This is a genomic window from Streptomyces sp. NPDC008086 (genome assembly GCF_042957325.1).
GTDB lineage: Bacteria > Actinomycetota > Actinomycetes > Streptomycetales > Streptomycetaceae > Streptomyces.
Window position 1 is genome coordinate 464,703 of sequence record NZ_JBIBIA010000005.1, and the last position, 21,721, is coordinate 486,423.

Below are 21,721 nucleotides of genomic sequence, written 5' to 3' on the forward strand. Positions count from 1 at the left end.
GGTACCGCCCCGCCCGCTCACGGGGCGCTCTCGTGCGCGGCGGCCATGAGCGACCGCCAGTCCGGGAGCTTGACCACCCCGCGCCCCAGCGACGCCCCCAGCTCCGCCTCCGCCCGCTCGATGGCGCACCAGCCCGTCCACCCGACCGGCTCGACGCCTTGGGCGCGCAGGGCCGCGAGGGGGTCTTCGGGCCTCTCCTCGCGTGCGAGTGCGGAGGCGTCCGCCAGGAGGGCCGTCACCGTCTCCTTGGCGTCCGAGCGGTTCGTGCCGATGACGCCCGTCGGGCCCCGCTTGATCCAGCCCGCCACGTACTCGCCCGGCGCCACCCGGCCCTCGCGCAGGACGCGCCCGGCGAGGTGCGGCACCGTGCCGGTCGCCGGGTCGAACGGCAGTCCCGCCAGCGGCACTCCGCGATAGCCCACCGAACGCAGCACCAACTGGGCCTCGACGTCCTCGTACCGGCCCGTCCCCGTCACGCCGCCCTGTCCGTCCGGAACCGTCCGCTCGAAGCGCACCGCGCCCACGCGCCCGCCCTCGGCGAGGAGTTCGACGGGGCGCAGGAAGAAGCGCAGCCGGATGTGATGGCCGGCTTCCTGCGCCGGGGTCTCGGCCCAGCGGCGCAGGACCTCCACGTTGCGGCGCTGCGGCGCGGGCAGCCCGGAGGGTTCGGCGTAGGCCGGATCCAACGCCAGCTCGTCCCCGTCCACGCTCACGTCGGTGTCGGGCAGCGTGCCCAGCTCCCGTAGCTCCTTGGTGGTGAAGCGCGCCTGCGACGGGCCGCGCCGTCCGACCATGCTGACGTCGGTGACCCGGCTCGCGGCGAGCGCGGTGAGCGCGGCCTGCGGCATGTCGGTGGGGGTCAGCTCGGCCGGGCCGCGCGCCAGCATCCGCGTGACGTCCACGGCGACGTTGCCGACGCCGATCACGACCGCCGACCGCGCGCCGAGCACGAACCCGTCGTCCACGGCGTCCGGATGGGCGCTGTACCAGGACACGAACTCGGTCGCCGACCAGCTGCCCGGCAGGTCCTCCCCGGGAATCCCGAGGTGCCGGTCGGTTGCGGCGCCCACGCAGTACACCACGGCGTGGTACAGCTCCCGGAGCCGCTCGGCCGGCACTCCGCCAGGGCCGATCTGGACACCGCCGAGGAACCGCACCCGCTCGTGCTCGAGGACGGCCCGCAGGTTGTTCTGGAGGGACTTGATCTTCTCGTGGTCCGGCGCCACCCCGTACCGCACCAGGCCGTACGGGCACGGCAGCCGGTCCAGGACGTCGACGAGCACGTCAGGGTCCTGCTGCACCAGACTCTGGGCGGTGTAGCACCCGCCCGGTCCGGAGCCGACGACGGCGACACGCAGCACGGCGGAACTCCTCGTCCGGGGACCTACGGGGACCTTCAGGGACCTACGGGGAACCTTCGGGGATCTTGAGGATCTTCGGGAGTCGCTCTCGAGTCCAGCATCGCACCGCCGCCGCTCCGCTGACAGGGTGCTGTGCGTCGCACGGGACGCGTGTTCGTTCGTATGGAATGTGATCATGCGGTTACGTTGCGTGTGTGCTGGAAGCATCCTTTCTTAATCTTTCCGATCGCCTCGCGACGGATGGTGCCGTGTCCGTGTGGCCCGCGTGGGAAGTGCGGGACGGCACCGGGGCCACGGCCTGGTTCGGGCTCCGGCTGGAGTTCGGCGACGGCGCCCATGTCGACGCGGTCGCCGTGGTGTCCGAGGGGTGCGTCTCCATCGAGGACGTACGGGCCGAGCCGGCGCTCTCCCTGGACGACCTGGCGGCGCTCGCCGACTGGATCGAGGAGCCGCTCTCGGAGGCCTGCGGCATCGGGGCCGCACCGAAGGCGGATCCCGGACCGGACGGCACCGACGCGGACGCCGGCGAACCGGACGGTGAACAGGCCGACGGCCCCTGTCCGGCCGGGGCGGGCTGGCCGCGCGGCATCGAGGGGCAGTGGCTGGTGGCGCAGAAGTACCGCGCGGCCCAGGAGGAGGGAACCGACCCCGTTCTCGCCGTCATGACGGCGACGGGCTTCGGCCGCCGCAAGTCACTCCGGCTGATCGGCCAGGCCCGTGACGCCGGATTCCTGACGAGGCGTCGGGCCCGCCACTGACCCGCGGGCCGCGCTCGCGCCGACGCCCGCGCTGTGGCGGTGGAACGAGGCCCACTTGGTCACCGCCTGGAGCAGGTTCGCGACGGCCAGCGCCGCCCACAGCGCGGTGAGCCCGCCGGCCTCGGCCACGGGGACGGCGACCGCCGCGAGCGCCCCGAACCACACGGCGGTGGACACGAGGCTCGGCACGGTCCGTCTGAGCCCGATCAGCGCGAAGCCGGCGACCGCCTGAAGGGCGTCGGTGACCACCACCAGCAGTACCAGGGGCAGTTGGCGCACCACCTGCGGGAGCAGCGCGTCGTCCGAGGTGAACAGCGCTACGGTCCAGTGCCGACCGAGCAGCAGGAAGGCACCGAGCACGGTGATCGCGCTCAGCGTCACACCGACGCCCGCCCGCAGGCTTCGCCGTATGCCCGCGACATCGCCCGCGCTCGCGGCGCCTGCCGTCAGCGGGATCATGGCCTGGCCGACCGCCACCGCCACGGTGAACATCACGTTCACCAGCGACTCGGACACACCGTGGACGGCCGCGCTGTCCGTGCCGATCCGGGCGGCGGCGAACGTCAGCACACCCAGGACCGCGAACTTGATCAGCACCGTCCCCGCGAGCGGGATCCCCACCGCGGCCAGCCCCAGCACCCGGCGCGGATCGGGCCGTCCGGGGTGCAGCGGACGGCCGGCCAGGACGGTACGGCGGCGCAGGGTGCGCTGGTTGGCCCACGCGCCGACCAGGGCGGCGGCGAGCATGGCGACGCCCGCCCCGGTCAGACCGTATCCGGGAAGGGGGCCGGGCGCGCCGACCAGCAGGACCGACAGCGTGACGGACGTGGCGGTGCCCAGCAGTCCGGCGCGCATCACCTGGGCGCCGTGGCCGAGGGCCACCAGGACGGAGGTCGCCGACTGGCCGACGGCGACGAGCAGTACGCTCGCCGCCAACAGCCAGGGAAACAAGCCCAGTTGGTCCAGTACGGCGACGGGCACACCCGCCGCTCCGCCGATCAGCGGCACCGAGGCGACGGCTGCCGCGCACACCCCGCCCATGGCCAACGCCAGCCACATCGCGTTCCGGACGATCGGCAGCAGCGCGTCCGGCTCGTCCTTGCAGGGCACGACGAACGGCATGACGCCGCGCAACGCGCCCGCGACGGTCGCGGTGGCCGGAGCGAACACGGCGACGGCCACCGCGAAGGCCGCGAGGGAGACGGTCGCGTGCCGTCCGAGCAGGGCCGTGTCGACGAGCGCGCCCGCCGAGGCGGCCAGGGTGCTCAGGTAGAGCGGCAGTGCCGCCCTGGCGATGTCCCGTACGGCGGTCAGAGCATGTCCCGCATCCGCGAGATCTCGCTCGTCTGCTGAGCGACCACCTCGTCGGCCATCTCCTCGATCCGGATGTTGTTGCCCTGCCCCTTCACGTCCGTGGCCATGGTGATCGCCCCGTTGTGATGGGTGATCATCAGCGTGAGGAAGAGCTCGTCGAACGCCTTCCCCCGCGCGGCGCGCAGTTTGGCCAGCTGCGCCTCGGTCGCCATGCCGGGCATCGAGCCGTGGTCGTGGCCCTCGCTCTTCTCCGACTTGCCGTGGCCCTTCAGCCAGCCCTTCATGGCGGCGATCTCCGGCCCCTGCGCGGCGGCGATCCGCTCGGCGAGCTTTCCGACCTTCGTCGACTCGGCGCGGTCCGGGGCGAGTTCGGTCATCACCAGGGCCTGTTCGTGGTGCTGGATCATCATCCGTGCGTAGGCGACGTCCGCGGAGTTGGGGGAGTCGTCCTCGGCGCGCTGCCGTGCCGCCTCCTCGGCGGGCAGCACCCGGTTCGACTCGCCCGGCCGGCCCGGCACGATCACCGAAGGCCCGTCCTGCGCGGCCGAGTCGGAGCCGGATCCGGAGTCGCAGCCTCCGAGCACGAGCACGGCCAAGGCGGCCAGTGAGGCCGTAACGCAACGCGCCCGACGGAACGGCGCCTTCGTTACATGTTCATGGCACGCTCTTGAAATGCGCATGGTGAAGACCATACTCGGGCGTGCGTGAACCGTTCCAGTGTGAACGGCACAAGGGAGGAAAACAGTGATCCTGTTCAGCAATCCTCGAACGCGGCGCAGACACCTCGGAGTTGGCGCTGCCGCCGCCGGGCTTCTCGCCGCGCTGCTCACCGCGCAGCCGGCCGCCGCGATCCCCGACCCCGGGGACGGCCCCGTCGCGGAGAAGGAGGTCTCCGACAGCACCCGGGCCGAGGTGAGAAAGGCCCTCAAGGACGGCGAGATACCGGGCAAGGACGAGATCGTCCACTCCGACAACATCCAGCATCTGGCCAACATCCCCAAGGACGCCCTTCCGGGCACGAACTCGGACCTCGCCTTCCAGGGCAGGTACGCCTTCGCGGGCAACTACGACGGGTTCCGCATCTTCGACATCAGCAAGCCCACGGCGCCGAAGACCATCGCCCAGGTCCTGTGCCCGGGCTCGCAGAACGACATCTCCGTCTCCGGCGACCTGCTGTTCCTGTCGACCGACTCCTCACGCAGCGACAGCAGTTGCAACAGCACCACCCAGCCCGCGACCGAGAAGTCCTCGTGGGAGGGCATGAAGGTCTTCGACATCAGCGATAAGCGCAACCCCCGCTACGTCGCCGCCGTCGAGACCGCCTGCGGTTCGCACACCCACACGCTGGTGCCCGAGCGCAAGAACGTCTACGTCTACGTCTCCTCGTACTCGCCGAACGCCACCTACCCCGACTGCCAGCCCCCGCACGACGGCATCTCCGTCATCAAGGTGCCGCGCAAGGCCCCCGAGAAGGCGGCCGTCGTGGGCTTCCCGGTGCTGTTCCCCGGCGACGGCCCGGACGGTGGAGGCAACCCCGGCTCGCCCACCAACCCGGGCGTCTCCAAGACCACCGGCTGCCACGACATCACGGTGCTCGCGGACAAGGACCTGGCCGCCGGTGCCTGCATGGGCGACGGCATCCTGTTCTCCATCAAGGACCCGGAGCACCCGAAGGTCATCGACCGGGTCCAGGACAACGTGAACTTCGCGTTCTGGCACTCGGCGACCTTCAACCAGAAGGCGAACAAGGTCGTCTTCACCGACGAGCTGGGCGGCGGCGGCGCGGCCACCTGCAACGCGGAGATCGGCCCGGACCGCGGTGCCGACGGCATCTACGACATCGTCGGCAAGGGCGACAAGCGCAAGCTGGTCTTCCGCAGCTACTTCAAGATCCCCCGCCACCAGGCGGACACCGAGAACTGTGTCGCCCACAACGGCTCGCTGATCCCGGTCAAGGGCAAGGACCTCATGGTCCAGGCCTGGTACCAGGGCGGCGTCTCCGTCTGGGACTTCACCGACTCCTCCCACCCGAAGGAGATCGCCTACTTCGACCGCGGTCCGCTGACCACGGACACCATCAGCTCCGGCGGCGCGTGGTCGGCGTACTACTACAACGGCTACATCTACGCGAACGAGATGGCCCGGGGCTTCGACGTCCTGAGGATCGACGACCGGCGCACGAACCCGGCCCGCTGGGTCCACCTGCGCGAACTCAACGTCCAGACACAGCCGGACTACTTCGACTGATCGTCCGGGCGGCCGGGTGAGAACCCGGTGGCGAAGAACCGCGACAGATCCGTGTCGCACGTCCCGCCGGGCACGGTCACCGAGTCCGGCGGGACTCCCATCTCCCAGTCGAGCCGGTAGCGGTCGAACAACTCGGCGCGCAGCACCGGCACGGGCATCGGTGCCCCGGGCACCAGCGCCGCGTAGACGGCGCCCATGAGGAGGGAGCGCAGCATCGGGTAGTCGGCGTCGACGTCGTGCGAGCCGGCCCCCGCGCAGACCTCCCGCAACAGCTCGGCCAGCCGTCGCTGCTCCGGGCACTGCACGAAGCCCTCGGCCTGGAGGATCCCCGCCATGTGCTGGCGCATCAGCACGGGCCGGTCCCGGGCGAGCCCGAGGATCGCGTCGATGGCCCTGGCCATCCGCTCCCGGCCGTCCTCGGAGCGGGGCTCGCGCTCCAGCGCCTCCTGCAGCGTGCGGTGCATCAGCCGGTGCACGGCGGACTGCACGAGCCGGCGTTTGCCCGGGAAGTAGTACGACACCAGACCTCGCGCCGAGCCCGCCCGGTCCGCGATGTCGCCGAGCGTGGTCGCCTCGTAGCCCCGCTCGCCGACCAGCTCCACCGCCGCCTGCAGAAGTCGCTCCCGGGAACGCCGCCGCAACTCTTCATTGACCGAGGCGCTGCGCGGGGACATCCTGTAACTCCTGCGTTGACTGGCTGCCAGCCAACTATACTCAGGGCTTCCGGCCCGGCATCGATCCGGCCTGGTCGGGGTTGCCGTCTGCTCTGGGCGACGCGGGGGATCGTCCAGAGCGGGCCCGGCCCCCTCGAATGGTCGCCGGAGGCTACTTCTTCTCCGGCATCTCCTGCCGTGCGCCGACACCGTTCGCCCGATACCCGGCGCCCACCAGATCCAGCACCGGCCGCAGCGCGTCGGGCCGCTGGTCGGCCGGCAGATGGTCCACGAAGTGCACCGCACAGCCCAGGGCCGCCGCACCGCCGTCCGCCCGCCGGTTGTCGCCGACCATCACCACCTCGCGCGGATCGGCGTCGAGCGCCGCGCAGGCGACCGCGAACAGCCGCGGGTCGGGCTTCTGGATGCCGTGCTCGTACGACAGCACATAGGTGTCCACGTACGGATCGAGGCCGTGCTCCCGGAACACCGGGCGCAGATCCCAGCCGATGTTGCTGACCACCCCCACCCCGACGCCGTGCTCGCGCAGTGTCCGCAGCACCTCGGCGGTGTCGGGGTACGGCCTCCACGCGGCCGGCGCCATGTGGCGGTCGTACAGCATGTCGTGCAACCGGTCGTCGGGGAGCCGTACGTGCCGGGAGAGCCCGGTGTAGGCGGCCCGGTGCAGCTCGGCGCTCTTGTCCCGCACTCCCCAGACGCTCGCGACGTCCTCGGGCAGCCAGGACGGATCGACCCCGCCCGGCAACGCCCCCATGGCCTCCAGCGCCTGGGCCGCGCCGGCCAACTCGGTCTCGTCGAACTCCACTTTGGCCTCGGCGAGTGTTCCGCGCAGCCAGGACTCGGTGGACTCGACACGGAAGAGGGTTCCGGAGAAATCGAACAGGACGGCGGTCATGGTCCGGATCCTACGGGCCCCGCCGCCCCCGCGCGGGAAGATCGCGCGGCCCGCGCACCGAACCGGCCGCGCGCTCAGCGCCGTTGCCGCGCGTGCACCTCGATCGCCAGCACCACGACCAGGGCGCCCAGCAGCCAGCCGCCGACGACGTCCGTGGCCCAGTGGACGCCCAGCCAGATCCGGGTCAGCCCGACACCGGCCACGGAGAGAGCGGCCACGGCGACGGCCGTGCGCCACAGGACGCGTCCGGCGCCGTAGTGGTGCAGGAGCCACAGCAGGAGGCCGCAGACCACCGTGGCCGTCATGGCGTGGCCGGAGGGGAAGGCGGCGTAGTGGGCGGAGTCGACGGGGTCGGGCCAGACCGGGCGCGGGCGGTCGACCACGGCCTTCAGGGTCTGTTGGACCAGTGTGGCGAGCAGACATGTGGCCACCAGCCATACGGCCGTCCAGCGCGCGGCTCTGCGCCACACCAACCAGATCGCGACCGCGAAGGTCAGGATGCGCATCGTCCACGGGTCCCAGACCCAGTCCGTCAGGATGCGGAACGCGTGCGTGACGCCGTCCTCCTCGACGGCCCAGCGGTGCGTGGTCTCCGCGACGTCGCCGTCGAGGGTCATCAGCGGGTACCACCGGACCGCGACCAGGGCGAGCAGCAGCATGGAGCCCACGGCCAGGGCGCCGGCCCAGCGGGCGGTCCTGCGCTCGGCCGGCGGGCGGGGCGGGGAATCGACGGACTGGGTGTGCATACTGCGATCCTCGCCGACGAACGGGGCGAGAGGCCAATGAGGGGGCGTGTTTGCGTCGCCCACCAGGTTTTCAGAGGGCGAGCAACATCGCCACCATCGCGATCCCCATCGACAGCCGGCACGCCCGCGCCAGCTCCGGACGGTCGCCCCAGCCGACGCCCCCGCCCCCGCCCACAACGGGCACCAGCCGGACCCCGGACAGCAGCACATAGCCCGTGAAGTACAGGAGCAGGGTGCCTGTCACGATCGGGACGCCCAGGTCGCCGTGACCGCCGTGACCGCCGGGCGAGGCGGCCATAGTGACCGCCATGTAGACCATGGCCGAGGCCCCCACCAGGTGATGCAGATGGTGCGCGCCCTCGCGCGCCGACCACAGGGCGTGCAGGGCCGCCGCGCCGAACACGGCCGCGTATACGGGCCAGGCCCACGCCGGCGGCGTGAACACCGCGGCGGGCACGGCCATCGCGGCCATCCCGAAGCCCATCAGCGCCTCTCCGCCCGCGGCCCGGCGCTGCTCCTCGACCTGACTGCGCATCCGCAGCAGACAGTAGGCGCCGGTCGCCGCACACAGCGCGACCAGCAGCCAGCCGTGCGAAGCCGGTCCGTGCACGCGCACCTCCCCGCTCGACGGTCCCGGACAGTGCGTCGATGCCCCGGCGATCGGGCGCGCACGCGAGCGCAAGGGTGTACACGGGGAGCATTCGACGGAGCACGGCAGGTCACCTCATATGCTTTACGAGTAAAACACTTGCTAAGGTGTTGGGTATGAAACTGGTGACGAGTACGCGCGACCGCCTTCCCCTGGCCGGAGTGCTGCGCCTCGGGCGCCCCTCGGACATCTGGTTCAAACCCGCCCTGAGCGTGGTCGCCGCCGCCGCCCCGCCCAACCTCGCCCTGCTCGTCCTCGGCCGGCTGGACCTGGCCATGTACACGATGGCCGGATCCCTGTGCGCGCTGTACGCCCACAACCGCCCCTACGCGGCCCGCGCCCGCGTCCTGGCGTGGGTGGCGCTGGGCATGCTCGGTGGCCTCGCCACCGCCCTGGTCACCGCCTCGCTCACCGGCAGTGCCGTCGTCCTCGTCACCGTGGGCGCCGTGCTGGCCGCCGCCCAGAAGGCGCTGTGCGACGCGACCCGCATCGGCCCGCCTGGCAACGTGGTCCTCACCTTCATCAGCTCCGCCGCCCTGTTCACCCCGCAGACCCCGGACCGGATCCCCGGCCATCTCGCCCTGGCCGCCGCGGCTGCCGCCTGGGCCTGGCTCGTCGGCATGGCCCCCGGGCTGCCGCGCCCGCACGGTCCGGAACGCCGGGCTGCTTCCGCCGCCCTGAACGCGACCGCCGCGTACGTCGAGACGGCCGGTGCGGGCGACCGGGCCGGGCGTGACTCGGCCGGGGGCGACCCCGGCGACACCGCCCGCGCCCACGCCGGCGCCGCCGTACAGGCCGCCCGGCACGCCCTGCTCTCCGCCCGCCGCCCCACCGAGACCCGCGCCGCCCTCGAACGCCTCGTCGTCCGCGCCGATATCGCCCTGGCCGCTCCCGCCGACGCCGACCCGGCCCTGCTGCGCGCCTGGGCCCGCCAGGTGCGCCGAAACCGCCCCGTGCCGGAGGCCGACGACCTCACCGGCCTCACGGGCGTCGCCAGCGAACCCATCCCGCCCCATGGCGCGTTGTGGCACCGCCTGCGCCCCCTGGCCCCGCTCGCCCTCCGCACCGCCCTCGGCTGCGCCCTCGCCGGATACGCCTCCCTCGCGCTGGGAATCGGCCGCCCCTACTGGGCCCTGGTCACCGCCGCCTCCCTGTACCAGGCCAACCTCACCCTCACCTGGGGCCGCGGCGTCCAGCGCGTCGTCGGCAACCTGCTCGGCGTCCTGCTGTTCGCCGCGCTGGTGCCGCTCGCCCACACCGGCGAGGTCGCCCTGGTCCTGTGCTGTCTGGCCCTCAACTTCGGCGCCGAGGCGCTGATCGCCCGCAACTACTGGCTCGGCAGTGTCTGCGTGACCCCCATGGCGCTGCTCGTCACCGAGTTCGCCGGGTTCCAGGAACCCGGGCCGCTGATCACCGAGCGGGTCGTGGACACCGTCGTCGGCGCGCTGGTCGGCCTCGTCGCCGCTGTGGCCGTACCGGACCGGCGGTGGCAGCGGGTCGTGCGCACCGCGCGGACCGGACCCCGTACGCTCGCGGCCACGGGGCGGAGTCAGGGACCACGCCCGGACCGACGCACAGGCGAGACGACGGAGGGCGCACGGCCATGACGGCGACGAACGGCGGGCCGACCGGGACGAGACAGGACACGGTGGCCGCCGTGGTCCGGCAGTGGCAGAGCGTCCACCCCGACCTCGACACCGCCCCGATGGAGATCATCGGCCGGATCAACCGCTGTGCCGCCCTGCTCCAGCAGGCCGAGGACGCTCCGCTGCGCCGGGCGGGCCTCAGCCGCCCCGAGTTCGACCTGCTCGGCGCGCTGCGCCGCACCGGCCACGAGCTGACGCCCAGTGAACTCGCCCGCGAGACCTTCTCCTCGGGCGCCGCCGTCACCAAACGCCTCAAGCAGCTCACCGAGCGCGGCCTGGTCGAACGCCGCGGTGACACCCGCGACCGCCGCGTCGCCCACGTCCGCCTCACCGACGCGGGCCGGGACCTGGTCGACGGCATCCTGCCCGAACAACTCGCCTACGAGACGACCGTACTGTCCGGCCTCCACCCGCAGGGGAAGGGTGAACTCGCCGTCCTGCTGGGCGAGTTGCTCGGCGAGCTGGAGGGACGCCTGGGCGTGCCGCGCGGCTGAGACCGACCCGGCCCGCTCGCGCGGCCCGTCACTTCTCGTCGGCCGCGCGGTACACCCCGAACACCGCCCCCTGCGGGTCCCGCAGCACGGCGATGCGCGGCCCGTCGGGGACGGAGGTGGGCTCCATGAGGACGGTGCCGCCCGCCGACGTCGCGTCCGCCGCCGTGGTGTCCACGTCCTCGACGGCGAAGTACGGCAGCCAGTGCGCCGGCACCTCGTGCGGGAACTTGTCGTCCATCGTCACCATGCCGCCGAAGTCGGCGCCGTCGAGGCCCCACTGCGTGTAGTGCTCCGAGGCGTTGACGCTCCAGCCGAACACCGTCGTGTAGAACTCCACGGCCCGCTCCGGCGCGCGGGTCAGCAACTCCACCCAGCCGAGCGCGCCGGGTGCGCTCAGCAGCCCCGCGCCCGGGAACGACCGCGCCTGCCACAGCTGGAACACCGCCCCCGTCGGATCCACGGCCACCGCGAAACGGCCCACGTCGAACACGTCCATCGGACCCACCAGCACCGTCCCGCCGGCGTCGGTGACCCGCGCCGCGGCGGCGTCCGCGTTAGGCACCGCGAACGACACGTTCCACGCCACCGGCTGGCCCTCCTGGTACAGCGGCGTCAGCGCGGCCACCGCCGCGTCCCCGAGGTGTGCGATCGAGTAGCCGCCTGCCTCGCTGCGCGGATCGGTCTCGGCACGCCAGCCGAACAGCCCCACGTAGAACCGCTTCGCCGCGGCCAGATCGCTGGTGCCCAGCTCCGTCCAGCAGGGCCCGCCGGTCACCGGCTTGTCGAACTTCATGGCGTTCCTCCCGCGGGAAAACCCCTTCCAGCACGCTAAGCCCGGCGCGAGGCCCCGGCCATCCGGCCGACGCAAGCCACTGGAGCCGGGCGCCGCCAGCGACGTACCCCCGAAGCACATCGATCCGTCGGCCTGCGGCAAGGCCTGGAGCGCCCGCTGCTGGGCCGGGCGGCCGACTGGCCGCGGCTGTGCGGGGTGGGCCGCGTCCTCGCCTACGAGAGGGCCGACGACGGCACCGCGATCGATCGTCTCACCTCGGCGGGCTTCCGTGAGCTGACCCGCACCGACCGTCGCTGGGAGCACCGCCCGGAGTGAGTCAGATCCCCGGCCGGTACCGCAGCGGATGGTCCGCCGGGACCTCCACCAGCACGATCCGCGTCCCGTCCGGGTCCGCGATCCACATCTCGATCAGCCCCCACGGCTCCTTCACCGGTGGCCGCACGATCTCGACGCCCTTGCCCCGCAGTTCGTCGTGGGCCGCCGCCACGTCCGCGACCTGCATCCACAGCTGGACGGCCGGGGACGGCGGGGTCTCGGAACGGCCGGAGACCTCCAGGAAGCCACCGCCGAGGAAGTAGACGGTGCCGCGCTCCGGCCCGGTGCCGAACTCGCGGTAGACGGCCAGGCCGAGCTGTTCGCCGTAGAAGACGCGGGAACGCTCGGGGTCGGTGGGGTGGAGGAGGGTCCGGCCGCTCAGTACGTGCACCATGCAGCCGGATCCTAGCGGCGCGTTACGCTCTGCGGTGCCGAGTCGTGCCCGAGAAGTGGAGAAGCACACCATGGACACAGCCGCGACCACCGCCGCCGACGGCCTCACCTTCCGCGACGCCACCGACGCCGACGTGGACTCGCTGGTCGCGCTGATCGAGTCCGCCTACCGCGGGGACTCCAGCCGGAACGGGTGGACCACCGAGGCGGACATCCTCGAAGGCCAGCGGACCGACCCGGAGGGTGTGCTGGAGGTCGTCAAGTCGCCCGACAGCCGGTTGCTCACGGTCGAGCGGGACGGCACGCTCGTCGCCTGCTGCCAGCTCGAACACCGTGGCACCCACGCCTACTTCGGGATGTTCGCGGTCAGCCCCGCCCTCCAGGGCGCCGGCCTCGGCAAGGTCATCATCGCGGAGGCGGAGCGGCAGGCCCGCGCGACCTGGGGCGCGACGGAGATGCACATGACCGTGATCTCGGTACGCGACGACCTGATCGCCTGGTACGAGCGGCGCGGCTACCGCCGTACGGGACGGATGACCCCGTTCCCGTACGGCGACGAGCGCTTCGGCATCCCGCAGCGCGACGACCTGCAGTTCGAGCTGCTGGTCAAGAAGCTCGCCTAATCATGTGCGGCTGGACAGTGCCCTAGAGGGGCGCGGGGAACTGCGCGCCCAGCCCCCACGAAGCCGCAGACGACCGACGGCGCAACGCGGCACCACCCACGGCCCAGCCCAGCGGAGCGCTCACGCGGTGAAGCGGCCGGTGCGTTTGATCTCCGGGTAGTCGGTCGTCGCGCCGTCCAGTTCCAGGGCCCGCACGAGACGCAGGTGGTCCTGGGTGTTGACCACCCAGCCGATGATCTTCAGGTCCGCCTTGCGGGCGTGCTCCACGACCTCCAGGGTGAGGCGGCGGATGTTCAGGCAGACGGTCGGGGCGCCGACCGCTACGGCGCGGTCCACGATGTCGGTGCCGTAGCGGCTGGCGATCAGGGCGGTCCGTACCCCCGGCACCAACCGGGCGATCTCGGCCACGGCGTCGTCGTGGAACGAGGACACCTCGACCCGGGAGACCAGATCCCGCCTGGTCATCACCTCGGCCAGCGCCCGTGCCGCCGCGACGTCCTTGATCTCGGCCTGGAGCGGTGACTTCACCGCGTCCAGGACCTCCTCGAAGACGGGCACGCGCTCGCCGCGGCCCGCGTCCAGGGCGCGCAGCTCGGCGAGGGTCTTGTCGGCGATGGCGCCGGAGCCGTCGGTCGTGCGGTCCACGTCGGTGTCGTGCATGACGACGAGGGCGCCGTCCTTGCTCAGGTGGAGGTCGAGTTCGATGACGTCGAGGCCGGCCTGCTGGGCGGCGACGAAGGAACGGAGGGTGTTCTCGGGTTCGACACCCATGACTCCGCGATGACCGATGGTAAGGAAGTTCAAGGTTCAACTCGCTTCCGTCGACGGGCGGCTCGGCGCGCGCACGAACCGGAGCGGGGTGTTCGCGCGGCAGATCCGCAGCCTAGTGGCCCGGGGGCGTGATGAACCCCACGTGTACACAGGGTTTGCGCCAGTCGACTTGGCGTGCCTGGAATGCACGCCCCGCGGTGGTCACCCTGGCGTGGGCGAGTCCCCCGCGGATTGACCGACCGTGAAGGGGCGCCGCGCCCGTCCGCGGCCCTCCGTATGCCCAGCCGTGGCGGGAGTATGCGTCTGCTCGGATGACCGACAGGAAAAAGTGCGGTGACCATGGTGGTGCGCAGGATAATTTCCTGAGGCTGCTCTTGCTGGGAGGAAGCCCGTGTGTATACGGTCTACTCACGCGAGGTTCTCCCGTGGAGGATGGGACATGACGGAAATTCTTGTGCAGGCGGCTTCGGGGGAGCGGGTTCCTCCGGCGACCAGGGTGGTGGAGCACCCGGCGTGGCCGGTGCTCAAGGATGCCGTGGAGCAGATCCGGCCATGGCAGTCCAAGGACGGATCGATCGACTTCGACGCCGAGGGCGCGCCCGGGCGCGCGGACGCCGAGGCCGCCGTACGGCGTGTCGTGGACGCCGTCGAGGAGCTCTCCCCGCTGCTCCCGCACGACGCCGCCTACCACCAGGCGCTCGTGAAGGACCTGCGCCGCTGGGCCGACGACGGCTTCCAGGTGCCCGACTTCCTCGACTCGCTGCTGGCCTTCCAGCCCGCCGCGAGCCGCGCCGACGGCCTCCAGCACCTGGTCGTCTTCGCGATGTACACGCAGAACGGCAATCCCGACCGCAACCTCGAGGCCGTCGTGCTGCGCATGGTCTGGCCGGACTGGCTGGCCGAGCTGGAGCGCACCCGCTACGACAACCCGCTGTTCTGCGGCATCAAGTTCGAGGACTTCACGGCCGGCTACGACACCAACTCCGCCGTGCTCTTCCCCGAGACGATCGCCGTGCGCGAGGCGCCCGAGCGCTTCAGCTGGGGCGGCATCTTCTGCGACCGCGAGGCCGCCCGCTTCCGCCGCGTCACCGACGCCGCCGTCGACATCCTGGGCCTCGACCTGCCCGAGGACATCGCCGCGATGGTCCACGACCAGAAGCGCTGCGAGGAGGCCTTCGTCCTGTGGGACATGGTCCACGACCGCACCCACAGCCACGGCGACCTGCCGTTCGACCCGTTCATGATCAAGCAGCGCCAGCCGTTCTGGATGTACGGCCTCGAAGAGCTGCGCTGCGACCTCACCGCCTTCAAGGAGGCCGTGAAGCTCCAGGCCGACGGCGTCCCGCAGGCCCGTGACGTGCAGTACGCCGTGCTGCTCGACCGCATGTTCCGTTTCCCGGTCACCGGCGAGCGCGTGCGCAACTACGACGGCCTCGGCGGCCAGCTGCTCTTCGCCTACCTGCACAAGCACGACGTCCTGCGCTGGACCGACAACAAGCTGCACATCGACTGGGACCGCGCCCCGCAGGTCACCAACCAGCTGTGCGCCGAGATCGAGAACCTCTACCGCGACGGCATCGACCGCCCGAAGCTCGTCCACTGGTTCGCCGGCTACGAGCTCGTCTCCACCTACCTCGCCCCGCACCCCGGCTCCCGCTGGGCCAAGGGCCCGGACGCCCTGGACCTGACCCAGCCGCCGCGCAAGCTCGTCGATGACGTGCTTCCGGACGAGTTTCCGCTGAGCATGTTCTATGAGGCCCTGTCCAAGAAGCTGAAGAACGTGATCGCCTCCACCAAGGGCATCACCGCGGACAGCGCCGAGCGGATCGCCGCGTGAGCGGCACAGTCGTCCGCGTGACCCAGAACGCTGCTCAGGAGGCGAAGAAGATGGCGGGGAACGGAGCTCTCAGCGGTGCGGTGATCGCGGTGGCCGGCGCGGGTGGACCCGCGGGCCGGGCGGCGCTGCTGCGGCTGGCCGAGGCGGGGGCGACCGTCGCCGCCGCCGACAACGATCCCGAGCGGCTCGCGGAGGCCGTGGACGCGGCCCGTTACGCGTCGGGCGGCGCGACCGTCACCGGCGAACCCGTGGACCTGCTCGACCTGCAGTCCACCCGGGACTGGGCCGACCACATCGAGAAGGACTTCGGGCGCGTCGACGGCCTGGTCCACCTCGTCGGCGGCTGGCGCGGCAGCGAGACCTTCATCAAGACCAGCCTCGACGACTGGGACTTCCTGGAGCTGCTGCTGATCCGCACCGTGCAGCACACCTCGCTGGCCTTCTTCGAGGGCCTCCAGCGCAGCGACCGCGGCCGGTACGTGCTGATCAGCGCCGCCGGCGCCACCAAGCCGACCGCCGGCAACGCCTCGTACGCCGCCGCCAAGGCCGCCGCCGAGGCCTGGACGCTCGCGCTGGCCGACGCCTTCCGCAAGGCCGGGGGCGGCGAGGAGCTCACGTCCGCGGCTGCCATCCTGGTGGTGAAGGCGCTGGTGCACGACGCGATGCGCGCCGACCGCCCCAACGCGAAGTTCGCGGGCTTCACGGACGTCAAGGACCTGGCCGACGCCGTCGTCGACGTCTGGGACAAGCCCGCCGCCGAAGTGAACGGAAACCGTCTGTGGCTGACCGAGAAGCCGTGAACCCTCCGAAGACCGACGCCCGGCGCCACCACGACCCGAACGTCCGCGGCTTCGCCAGTGACAACTACGCCGGCGCCCACCCGGAGGTGCTCGCCGCCCTGGCCCTGGCCAACGGCGGGCACCAGGTGGCGTACGGCGAGGACGACTACACCGAGAACCTCCAGCGGATCGTCCGCAGCCACTTCGGCGCCACCGCCGAGGCGTTCCCGGTCTTCAACGGCACCGGCGCCAACGTCGTCGCGCTCCAGGCGGCCACCGACCGCTGGGGCGCGGTGATCTGCGCCGAGAGCGCGCACATCCACGTCGACGAGGGCGGCGCCCCGGAACGCATGGGCGGCCTGAAACTGCTCACCGTGCCCACCCCCGACGGCAAGCTCACCCCCGAGCTGATCGACCGGCAGGCGTACGGCTGGGACGACGAGCACCGGGCCATGCCCCAGGTCGTCTCGATCACCCAGAGCACCGAGCTCGGCACCCTCTACACCCCGGACGAGATCCGCGCGATCTGCGACCACGCCCACGCGCACGGCATGAAGGTGCACCTGGACGGCTCCCGCATAGCCAACGCCGCCGCCTCGCTGAACGTGCCCATGCGGACGTTCACCAACGCGGTCGGCGTCGACATCCTCTCCCTCGGCGGCACCAAGAACGGCGCCCTGTTCGGCGAGGCGGTCGTCGTGCTCAACCAGGACGCCGTCAGCCACATGAAGCACCTGCGCAAGCTGTCCATGCAGCTCGCCTCCAAGATGCGCTTCGTGTCGGTGCAGTTGGAGGCCCTGCTCGCCAAGGACCTGTGGCTGCGCAACGCCCGGCACGCCAACGAGATGGCCCAGCGCCTCGCCGAGGGCGTGCGTGCGGTGCACGGGGTGGAGATCCTCTACCCCGTGCAGGCCAACGGCGTCTTCGCCAAGCTCCCGCACGACGTGAGCGAGCGCCTCCAGAAGCGGTTCCGCTTCTACTTCTGGGACGAGGCGGCCGGTGTCGTGCGCTGGATGTGCGCCTTCGACACGACCGAGGACGACGTGGACGCGTTCGTGGCGGCACTGAAGGAGGAGATGGCGCGCTAGGGGGTGTTCCGTCAGTTGACGACGATCCACGCCTTGTTGTTGCGCAGATTCGGGTCGAACTTCCTGATGGAGAGCTCCGGATCGTCGTTCAGGGTCTCGACGGTGGTGCGTGCCCCGCGCACCACCTCGTCGATCCGCAGCCGCACGTCGAAGGAGTGCGACGCCTTGTCACGCAGGTGGATCGGCGTCCGGCAGAAGTAGGTCGCGACGGCCGGCCCCTCCTCGGACGGCAGCTCCTCCGCGCACTCCTCCTCCGGCCATCCGACGACCGTCGTGCCCTCCGGCGCCTGGAACCGCACGGTGGCGACGGCCGCGCCCGCACCCAGCGACGCCACCCACGCCGGGCCCCGGTTGGTCACGGTGACCCGAGCGGTCACGGTGTCCCCGGCGGCCCCGCGCACCTTGCTGCCAGTGACCTTCAGGTCGGCGGTGTTGCGGGCGTCGAGGATGACGGCCCGGTAGTTGTCCGACAGATCGAGGTCCTCGTCCCCGGCGGCGGCCTGCCGTGCGGCCACGGCACGCAGATCCAGCTCGGGGCCCGTGCCAGGGGTCCAGGTCTCCCCGCCGCGCGCCTCTTCCAGCGCCGCGTCCGAGTAGGGCAGTACGGAGTGGTCGAACCGCTCGTACAGCGCCTGGCGCCCTACGCGCAGGGGGCTCGTCAGCTCGTACCGCTCGCCCGGAGCCACCGGCTCGTCCAGCACGCACAGCGCGAACGTACCGATGGCGTGGTCGCGGTACTCGCAGTTGGAGTTCCGCTCCTGGAACCGCAGCCCGTAGGACGCGTAGAGCGACAGCAGCGTACGGTCCACCGCGCGGCTGCCGTTGTTGGCGACCGTTGCCCGCACCTGGGTGTTCGTGCCGGGCCTGAGGCCCCGCTGATCCTCGGCCTGGCTGAGTCCGAGGTCCGGCCCGTCACCCAGGCTGACCACGGTCTCCGCCGGGTAGGCCGTCAGGTCCCCGGCGGCGGCCGAGTAGCGCACGTGCCCGGACGCCTCGGCCTCCGCGTCCGGCAGTGCGCGAAGTCCCAGCAGGGCGGCCGCCGTGCTGTCCGTCCCGGCGGGCATCCCGGCGAAGTCGCAGACGGCCCGGACCGCCGACTCGGGCGCGCAGTTCGCGGGCCACGACACCTGAGCGAAGGCGGCGATCTCGCCGACGTCAACGGTCAGTCGCCCGGCCGGCACCCCGTGGTCGGTGTTGTCGTGGGTGACCCGCACATCGAGGGTCCGCTCGGACGCCTCACCGCCGGCGGCCGGCACGGGCAGCACCGTCTCGGACGGGGCGCTGATCCACAACTGGTCGGACGCGGCGCGCACGGGTCCGGCCCCGACCGCGGCCAGGGCACAGCCGGCGATCGCGGCCGCGAGAAGGCGATGTCTCATGGTTCCCCCTTGTCGATGAGCGGTCGGTGGCCGAGACCCGCGGGACGGGGGAGGGGTTGTAGGCCGGCTACAGGGTTGCGGCGATGTTCAGCCGTTCCTCTCAGCCGATCCGGCGTCCAATGAGATGGACTGTGCAGTCCTGTATGCTGCACTGCATTCCGATCCTCGAGGCAAGGTGAACCATGACCCTTTCGCTGACCGTCTCCGACGAGGTGCGCGCCCTGGCGCCCGGCTTCACCCACGTGGCCGTCGAGGCGCACGGTCTGGTCAACGGGCCGAGCACCGAGGAGAGTTCCTCGCTCCTCGACGACGCGGCGCGTCGGCTCGCCGTACGCCTGGAGGGGCGCGCTCCGCACGAGGACCCGCACATCGCGGCCTGGCGTGAGGTCTACACGGCGTTCGGATCGAAGCCCTCCAGGACCCGCAACTCCGCCGAGGCGCTGGCCAAGAGGGCGCTGACCGAGGCCGGACTGCCCCGGATCAATCTGCTGGTGGACGTCTACAACGCGATCAGCGTCGCCCACCTCGTCCCGGTCGGCGGCGAGGACATCGACCGCATCCAGGGCGGGATGCGCCTGGTGCGCGCCACCGGCGAGGAGGACTTCGTGACCGTCGCCGGCGGCGAGGAGGTCGTCGAGCACCCCGACGCGGGCGAGGTCGTCTGGCGCGACGACGCGGGCGTCACCTGCCGCCGCTGGAACTGGCGCCAGGGCCCACGCACCCGGCTCACCGAGCAGACCGTCTCCGGCATCTTCCTCCTGGAGACCCTGACCCCGATGCCGCCGGCCGAGGCCGACCAGGCGGGCGCCGAACTGGCCGAACTCCTGGAGAAGTTCAGCCCGGGAGCCCAGATCACAGTCCGTCGATAGAGGCGGTCCGGAAACCTGCCTCAGGGGCGCGGGGCCGTATCGATCTGCGGCCCTGCCGCGCGGGCGCGACCAGCCCCGACGGCACCGTCCCTGATCGACAACCCGTGTCCGGGCACTACCCGGCGGAGCTCTCCGCGGCACGCACCTGCTCCGGCGTGGGCGCCGTGCCGCCGAGGTGGGCCGGCATCCACCAGGTGTCGTGCGCGTCCTTGGGGCGGACGGGATAGGCACGCTGCGCGGCCTCCAGGAGCTCCTGGACGCGCTCGCGCAGCTGCCGGGTGATCGCACCCGCGTACTTGTCCTTGGAGGCCTCGATCGCCTCGCCGACCCGGATCGTGATCGGGGTGTGGCTGCGCTTGAAGTTGCGCGGGTGGCCCTTGGTCCACAGTCGCTGCGTCCCCCACACGGCCATCGGGATCAGCGGAACGCCGGCCTCCTGGGCCAGCCGGGCGGCGCCCGACTTGAAGCTCTTCAGCGTGAACGACTGCGAGATCGTGGCCTCCGGGAAGACCCCGACGATCTCGCCGGAGCGCAGCGAGTCCAGCGCGTGGGCGTACGCCGCCTCACCCTGCTCGCGGTCCACGGGGATGTGCTTCATGCCGCGCATCAGCGGGCCGGAGATCCGGTGCCGGAACACCGACTCCTTCGCCATGAAGCGCACCAGGCGCTTCTGCGGGAGCGCCGCCAGGCCGTTGAAGACGAAGTCCAGGTAGCTGATGTGGTTGCTCACCAGCACGGCGCCGCCCGAGCGTGGAATGTTCTCCGACCCCTTGCAGTCGATCTTGAGGTCCCACGCCTTGAACAACGCCTGGGCGAAACCTACGACGGGACGGTAGACAAGCTCTGCCATGGACGGGGTGGACCCTTCTTTCTCTGCCTGGGAAGGAAGCTCCCAGTGGAAAGTTACGCAGCCGTAGGTTTACGGCTTGTCGCAGATCGTGCCCCAAGAACGGCCGAGGGCCAAGCCCAAGTGCCGGGGAACGGCGAGATCCTCGTCACGTCGGCCCCTTGATCCACCTCGGTCTTTTGTGCCGCCTTTACCCTGCGCGCACCGTCACCCGCCGCACGAGCAGGTACATCTCGCAGCCCAGGCAGTACCCGAAGACGGCGTTCAGGAAGGCGGCCGCGAGGGCCGCCCCGGTCGCGGCGAGCCCCAGCCAGTCCGGCCCGAGCGTGTAACCGACCAGCCCGAGACCCGCGAAGACCAGGCCCACCGCCTGCGCGAACCGCGGCGGCTCCGGCGCCTCGAACTCGGTCGGCGGCCCGATCCGGGGCCGTACCGCCGTGCGGAACACCCAGCCGTACGGCGAACGGCTCACCCCGCCCGCCGCGCCCAGCGCGAACGCCAGCGTCTGCCAGGCCAGCAGCCAGGCGCTCCCGGTGACCAGAACGACGGCCAGCACCGCGGTCGTCACGGCCGCCCCGAAGCGCGGCCCCCTCACATCGATGTCCATGAATCAAGCATTCCGCAATGGACAGGATTCAGGGCGTCGGGAATCTTTGCAGTCTCGTGAAGGGTTGAGGACGGTGATGACAGGACTGGTGGTGTGCGTGGCGGTGCTCGCGGCGGCGAGCGCCTACGGAGTGCTGCAGCGGCGGCGGAGCGGGAGAGTACGGGTGCGCGGGCGGGACGACGGAAAGCGGATCGCGGCGGCCGACCTGGGCGGCGAACTGGGCGCCCGCGCGACCCTCGTGCAGTTCTCCAGCGCCTTCTGCGCGCCCTGCCGGGCCACCCGGCGAGTGCTCGGCGAGGTGGCCGGCATGGTCCCGGGCGTGACCCACGTCGAGCTCGACGCCGAGGACAACCTGGACCTCGTACGCCGCCTCGAGATCCTCAAGACGCCGACCGTGCTGGTCCTCGACGCCGACGGGCACGTCGTACGGCGGGCCACCGGACAGCCCCGCAAGGCGGACGTGATCGCGGCGCTGGGCGAAGCGGTCTGAGGGGCCGTGATGCCGAGGGTGAGTCATCTCCCACATACCGGAACACACTTGACTGTGCGCACCACCTATCGTCAGCCTGACCTGATGCCTGAGGAACTCCTTCTCCACGGACGGGCCCACGTCGATCTGGCCCGCACCGCGAGCGC

23 protein-coding genes are annotated in these 21,721 nt (G+C 71.6%); 10 read left to right on the top strand and 13 right to left on the bottom strand.

The genetic code is table 11. The features are described from left to right. Positions 1-17: 17 nt before the first annotated feature. On the bottom strand, positions 18-1,361 hold the full coding sequence (locus ACFZBP_RS19965) for an FAD-dependent oxidoreductase (RefSeq protein WP_391414718.1): 1,344 nt from the start codon (positions 1,359-1,361) through the stop codon (positions 18-20). Positions 1,362-1,609: 248 nt separating this feature from the next. Between ACFZBP_RS19965 and ACFZBP_RS19970 the strand changes: the two genes are divergently transcribed. Continuing rightward, positions 1,610-2,119, top strand: a complete 510-nt coding sequence (locus ACFZBP_RS19970) for a DUF6214 family protein (RefSeq protein WP_383448865.1) — start codon at positions 1,610-1,612, stop codon at positions 2,117-2,119. Here ACFZBP_RS19970 and ACFZBP_RS19975 read toward each other — a convergent pair. Both ACFZBP_RS19975 and ACFZBP_RS19980 read right to left on the bottom strand, forming a co-directional pair. Continuing rightward, positions 2,054-3,289 carry an MATE family efflux transporter gene (locus tag ACFZBP_RS19975; protein WP_391414720.1) on the bottom strand — a complete coding sequence of 412 codons (1,236 nt, stop codon included), beginning with the start codon at positions 3,287-3,289 and terminating at the stop codon, positions 2,054-2,056. The genes ACFZBP_RS19970 and ACFZBP_RS19975 overlap by 66 nt on opposite strands. 140 nt (positions 3,290-3,429) lie before the next feature. Continuing rightward, a complete protein-coding gene (locus ACFZBP_RS19980) occupies positions 3,430-4,113 on the bottom strand; it encodes a DUF305 domain-containing protein (protein ID WP_391414723.1) in 684 nt (227 codons plus the stop codon). A 64-nt stretch (positions 4,114-4,177) separates the two neighbouring features. On the opposite strand from ACFZBP_RS19980, the gene ACFZBP_RS19985 reads away from it, so the two are divergent. Continuing rightward, positions 4,178-5,680 (top strand): LVIVD repeat-containing protein, encoded by a 1,503-nt coding sequence (locus tag ACFZBP_RS19985; protein ID WP_391414725.1) that lies wholly within the window; start codon positions 4,178-4,180, stop codon positions 5,678-5,680. On the opposite strand, the gene ACFZBP_RS19990 is transcribed toward ACFZBP_RS19985, so the two are convergent. The 4 genes from ACFZBP_RS19990 to ACFZBP_RS20005 all read right to left on the bottom strand — a co-directional run bounded on the left by ACFZBP_RS19990 (position 5,668) and on the right by ACFZBP_RS20005 (position 8,605). Further along, positions 5,668-6,354, bottom strand: coding sequence for a TetR family transcriptional regulator (locus ACFZBP_RS19990; protein WP_391414727.1), 687 nt, complete (start codon positions 6,352-6,354; stop codon positions 5,668-5,670). The two genes, ACFZBP_RS19985 and ACFZBP_RS19990, sit on opposite strands and share 13 nt — an antisense overlap. 151 nt (positions 6,355-6,505) lie before the next feature. Next, complete coding sequence (locus ACFZBP_RS19995; RefSeq protein ID WP_383448875.1) at positions 6,506-7,249, bottom strand: HAD family hydrolase; 744 nt, start codon at positions 7,247-7,249, stop codon at positions 6,506-6,508. Between the two features lie 74 nt (positions 7,250-7,323). Next, on the bottom strand, positions 7,324-7,995 hold the full coding sequence (locus ACFZBP_RS20000; protein WP_383448877.1) for a phosphatase PAP2 family protein: 672 nt from the start codon (positions 7,993-7,995) through the stop codon (positions 7,324-7,326). 70 nt (positions 7,996-8,065) lie between these two features. Further along, a complete protein-coding gene (locus tag ACFZBP_RS20005; RefSeq protein ID WP_383448878.1) occupies positions 8,066-8,605 on the bottom strand; it encodes a DUF5134 domain-containing protein in 540 nt (179 codons plus the stop codon). A gap of 155 nt (positions 8,606-8,760) precedes the next feature. Here ACFZBP_RS20005 and ACFZBP_RS20010 point away from each other — a divergent pair, with 155 nt between their 5' ends. Together ACFZBP_RS20010 and ACFZBP_RS20015 are read left to right on the top strand one after the other, a co-directional pair. Further along, complete coding sequence (locus ACFZBP_RS20010) at positions 8,761-10,251, top strand: FUSC family protein (RefSeq protein ID WP_391414730.1); 1,491 nt, start codon at positions 8,761-8,763, stop codon at positions 10,249-10,251. After that, positions 10,248-10,784 carry a MarR family transcriptional regulator gene (locus tag ACFZBP_RS20015; protein WP_391414732.1) on the top strand — a complete coding sequence of 179 codons (537 nt, stop codon included), beginning with the start codon at positions 10,248-10,250 and terminating at the stop codon, positions 10,782-10,784. Before ACFZBP_RS20010 ends, ACFZBP_RS20015 begins: the two co-directional genes overlap by 4 nt. Before the next feature lie 28 nt (positions 10,785-10,812). Here the strand turns inward: ACFZBP_RS20015 and ACFZBP_RS20020 are convergent, their stop codons facing one another. Together ACFZBP_RS20020 and ACFZBP_RS20025 are read right to left on the bottom strand one after the other, a co-directional pair. Further along, entirely contained in the window at positions 10,813-11,577 is a 765-nt protein-coding gene (locus ACFZBP_RS20020; protein WP_391414734.1) for a VOC family protein, read from the bottom strand. A 316-nt stretch (positions 11,578-11,893) separates the two neighbouring features. Further along, positions 11,894-12,286: a VOC family protein gene (locus tag ACFZBP_RS20025; protein ID WP_383448885.1), complete on the bottom strand. Its 393-nt coding sequence runs from the start codon at positions 12,284-12,286 to the stop codon at positions 11,894-11,896. Positions 12,287-12,356: 70 nt separating this feature from the next. On the opposite strand from ACFZBP_RS20025, the gene ACFZBP_RS20030 reads away from it, so the two are divergent. Next, a complete protein-coding gene (locus tag ACFZBP_RS20030) occupies positions 12,357-12,908 on the top strand; it encodes a GNAT family N-acetyltransferase (protein ID WP_383448887.1) in 552 nt (183 codons plus the stop codon). 120 nt (positions 12,909-13,028) lie between these two features. Here ACFZBP_RS20030 and ACFZBP_RS20035 read toward each other — a convergent pair whose 3' ends face one another. Continuing rightward, positions 13,029-13,712, bottom strand: a complete 684-nt coding sequence (locus tag ACFZBP_RS20035) for a glycerophosphodiester phosphodiesterase (RefSeq protein WP_383448889.1) — start codon at positions 13,710-13,712, stop codon at positions 13,029-13,031. A gap of 406 nt (positions 13,713-14,118) precedes the next feature. Here ACFZBP_RS20035 and ACFZBP_RS20040 point away from each other — a divergent pair, with 406 nt between their 5' ends. From ACFZBP_RS20040 to ACFZBP_RS20050, 3 genes are read left to right on the top strand one after another with little or no spacing between them, the layout of a single operon-like run. Further along, a complete protein-coding gene (locus tag ACFZBP_RS20040) occupies positions 14,119-15,516 on the top strand; it encodes a DUF6421 family protein (protein WP_391414738.1) in 1,398 nt (465 codons plus the stop codon). A gap of 50 nt (positions 15,517-15,566) precedes the next feature. Beyond that, entirely contained in the window at positions 15,567-16,316 is a 750-nt protein-coding gene (locus ACFZBP_RS20045; RefSeq protein WP_383449189.1) for an SDR family NAD(P)-dependent oxidoreductase, read from the top strand. Beyond that, a complete protein-coding gene (locus tag ACFZBP_RS20050; protein WP_391414740.1) occupies positions 16,313-17,383 on the top strand; it encodes a beta-eliminating lyase-related protein in 1,071 nt (356 codons plus the stop codon). Before ACFZBP_RS20045 ends, ACFZBP_RS20050 begins: the two co-directional genes overlap by 4 nt. 11 nt (positions 17,384-17,394) lie before the next feature. Here the strand turns inward: ACFZBP_RS20050 and ACFZBP_RS20055 are convergent, their stop codons facing one another. Beyond that, positions 17,395-18,762: a hypothetical protein gene (locus ACFZBP_RS20055; protein ID WP_391414742.1), complete on the bottom strand. Its 1,368-nt coding sequence runs from the start codon at positions 18,760-18,762 to the stop codon at positions 17,395-17,397. Between the two features lie 182 nt (positions 18,763-18,944). Between ACFZBP_RS20055 and ACFZBP_RS20060 the strand changes: the two genes are divergently transcribed. Next, positions 18,945-19,631, top strand: a complete 687-nt coding sequence (locus tag ACFZBP_RS20060) for a phenylalanine--tRNA ligase beta subunit-related protein (protein ID WP_391414744.1) — start codon at positions 18,945-18,947, stop codon at positions 19,629-19,631. 115 nt (positions 19,632-19,746) lie between these two features. Here ACFZBP_RS20060 and ACFZBP_RS20065 read toward each other — a convergent pair whose 3' ends face one another. Further along, positions 19,747-20,481: a lysophospholipid acyltransferase family protein gene (locus ACFZBP_RS20065; RefSeq protein WP_383448899.1), complete on the bottom strand. Its 735-nt coding sequence runs from the start codon at positions 20,479-20,481 to the stop codon at positions 19,747-19,749. A 187-nt stretch (positions 20,482-20,668) separates the two neighbouring features. Beyond that, positions 20,669-21,085, bottom strand: a complete 417-nt coding sequence (locus ACFZBP_RS20070) for a DUF4395 family protein (protein WP_391414746.1) — start codon at positions 21,083-21,085, stop codon at positions 20,669-20,671. A 76-nt stretch (positions 21,086-21,161) separates the two neighbouring features. Here ACFZBP_RS20070 and ACFZBP_RS20075 point away from each other — a divergent pair, with 76 nt between their 5' ends. Beyond that, positions 21,162-21,575 (top strand): TlpA family protein disulfide reductase, encoded by a 414-nt coding sequence (locus ACFZBP_RS20075; RefSeq protein ID WP_383448903.1) that lies wholly within the window; start codon positions 21,162-21,164, stop codon positions 21,573-21,575. Positions 21,576-21,721 lie beyond the last annotated feature (146 nt).

What these genes read in the sequence shown, in the direction of transcription:
- ACFZBP_RS19980 (WP_391414723.1), bottom strand. Translation starts at nt 4,113, where the DNA reads ATGCGCATTTCAAGAGCGTGCCATGAACATGTAACGAAGGCGCCGTTC.
- ACFZBP_RS19990 (WP_391414727.1), bottom strand. Translation starts at nt 6,354, where the DNA reads ATGTCCCCGCGCAGCGCCTCGGTCAATGAAGAGTTGCGGCGGCGTTCC.
- ACFZBP_RS19995 (WP_383448875.1), bottom strand. Translation starts at nt 7,249, where the DNA reads ATGACCGCCGTCCTGTTCGATTTCTCCGGAACCCTCTTCCGTGTCGAG.
- ACFZBP_RS20000 (WP_383448877.1), bottom strand. Translation starts at nt 7,995, where the DNA reads ATGCACACCCAGTCCGTCGATTCCCCGCCCCGCCCGCCGGCCGAGCGC.
- ACFZBP_RS20010 (WP_391414730.1), top strand. Translation starts at nt 8,761, where the DNA reads ATGAAACTGGTGACGAGTACGCGCGACCGCCTTCCCCTGGCCGGAGTG.
- ACFZBP_RS20015 (WP_391414732.1), top strand. Translation starts at nt 10,248, where the DNA reads ATGACGGCGACGAACGGCGGGCCGACCGGGACGAGACAGGACACGGTG.
- ACFZBP_RS20020 (WP_391414734.1), bottom strand. Translation starts at nt 11,577, where the DNA reads ATGAAGTTCGACAAGCCGGTGACCGGCGGGCCCTGCTGGACGGAGCTG.
- ACFZBP_RS20025 (WP_383448885.1), bottom strand. Translation starts at nt 12,286, where the DNA reads ATGGTGCACGTACTGAGCGGCCGGACCCTCCTCCACCCCACCGACCCC.
- ACFZBP_RS20030 (WP_383448887.1), top strand. Translation starts at nt 12,357, where the DNA reads ATGGACACAGCCGCGACCACCGCCGCCGACGGCCTCACCTTCCGCGAC.
- ACFZBP_RS20040 (WP_391414738.1), top strand. Translation starts at nt 14,119, where the DNA reads ATGACGGAAATTCTTGTGCAGGCGGCTTCGGGGGAGCGGGTTCCTCCG.
- ACFZBP_RS20045 (WP_383449189.1), top strand. Translation starts at nt 15,567, where the DNA reads ATGGCGGGGAACGGAGCTCTCAGCGGTGCGGTGATCGCGGTGGCCGGC.
- ACFZBP_RS20055 (WP_391414742.1), bottom strand. Translation starts at nt 18,762, where the DNA reads ATGAGACATCGCCTTCTCGCGGCCGCGATCGCCGGCTGTGCCCTGGCC.
- ACFZBP_RS20060 (WP_391414744.1), top strand. Translation starts at nt 18,945, where the DNA reads ATGACCCTTTCGCTGACCGTCTCCGACGAGGTGCGCGCCCTGGCGCCC.
- ACFZBP_RS20065 (WP_383448899.1), bottom strand. Translation starts at nt 20,481, where the DNA reads ATGGCAGAGCTTGTCTACCGTCCCGTCGTAGGTTTCGCCCAGGCGTTG.
- ACFZBP_RS20070 (WP_391414746.1), bottom strand. Translation starts at nt 21,085, where the DNA reads ATGGACATCGATGTGAGGGGGCCGCGCTTCGGGGCGGCCGTGACGACC.
- ACFZBP_RS20075 (WP_383448903.1), top strand. Translation starts at nt 21,162, where the DNA reads ATGACAGGACTGGTGGTGTGCGTGGCGGTGCTCGCGGCGGCGAGCGCC.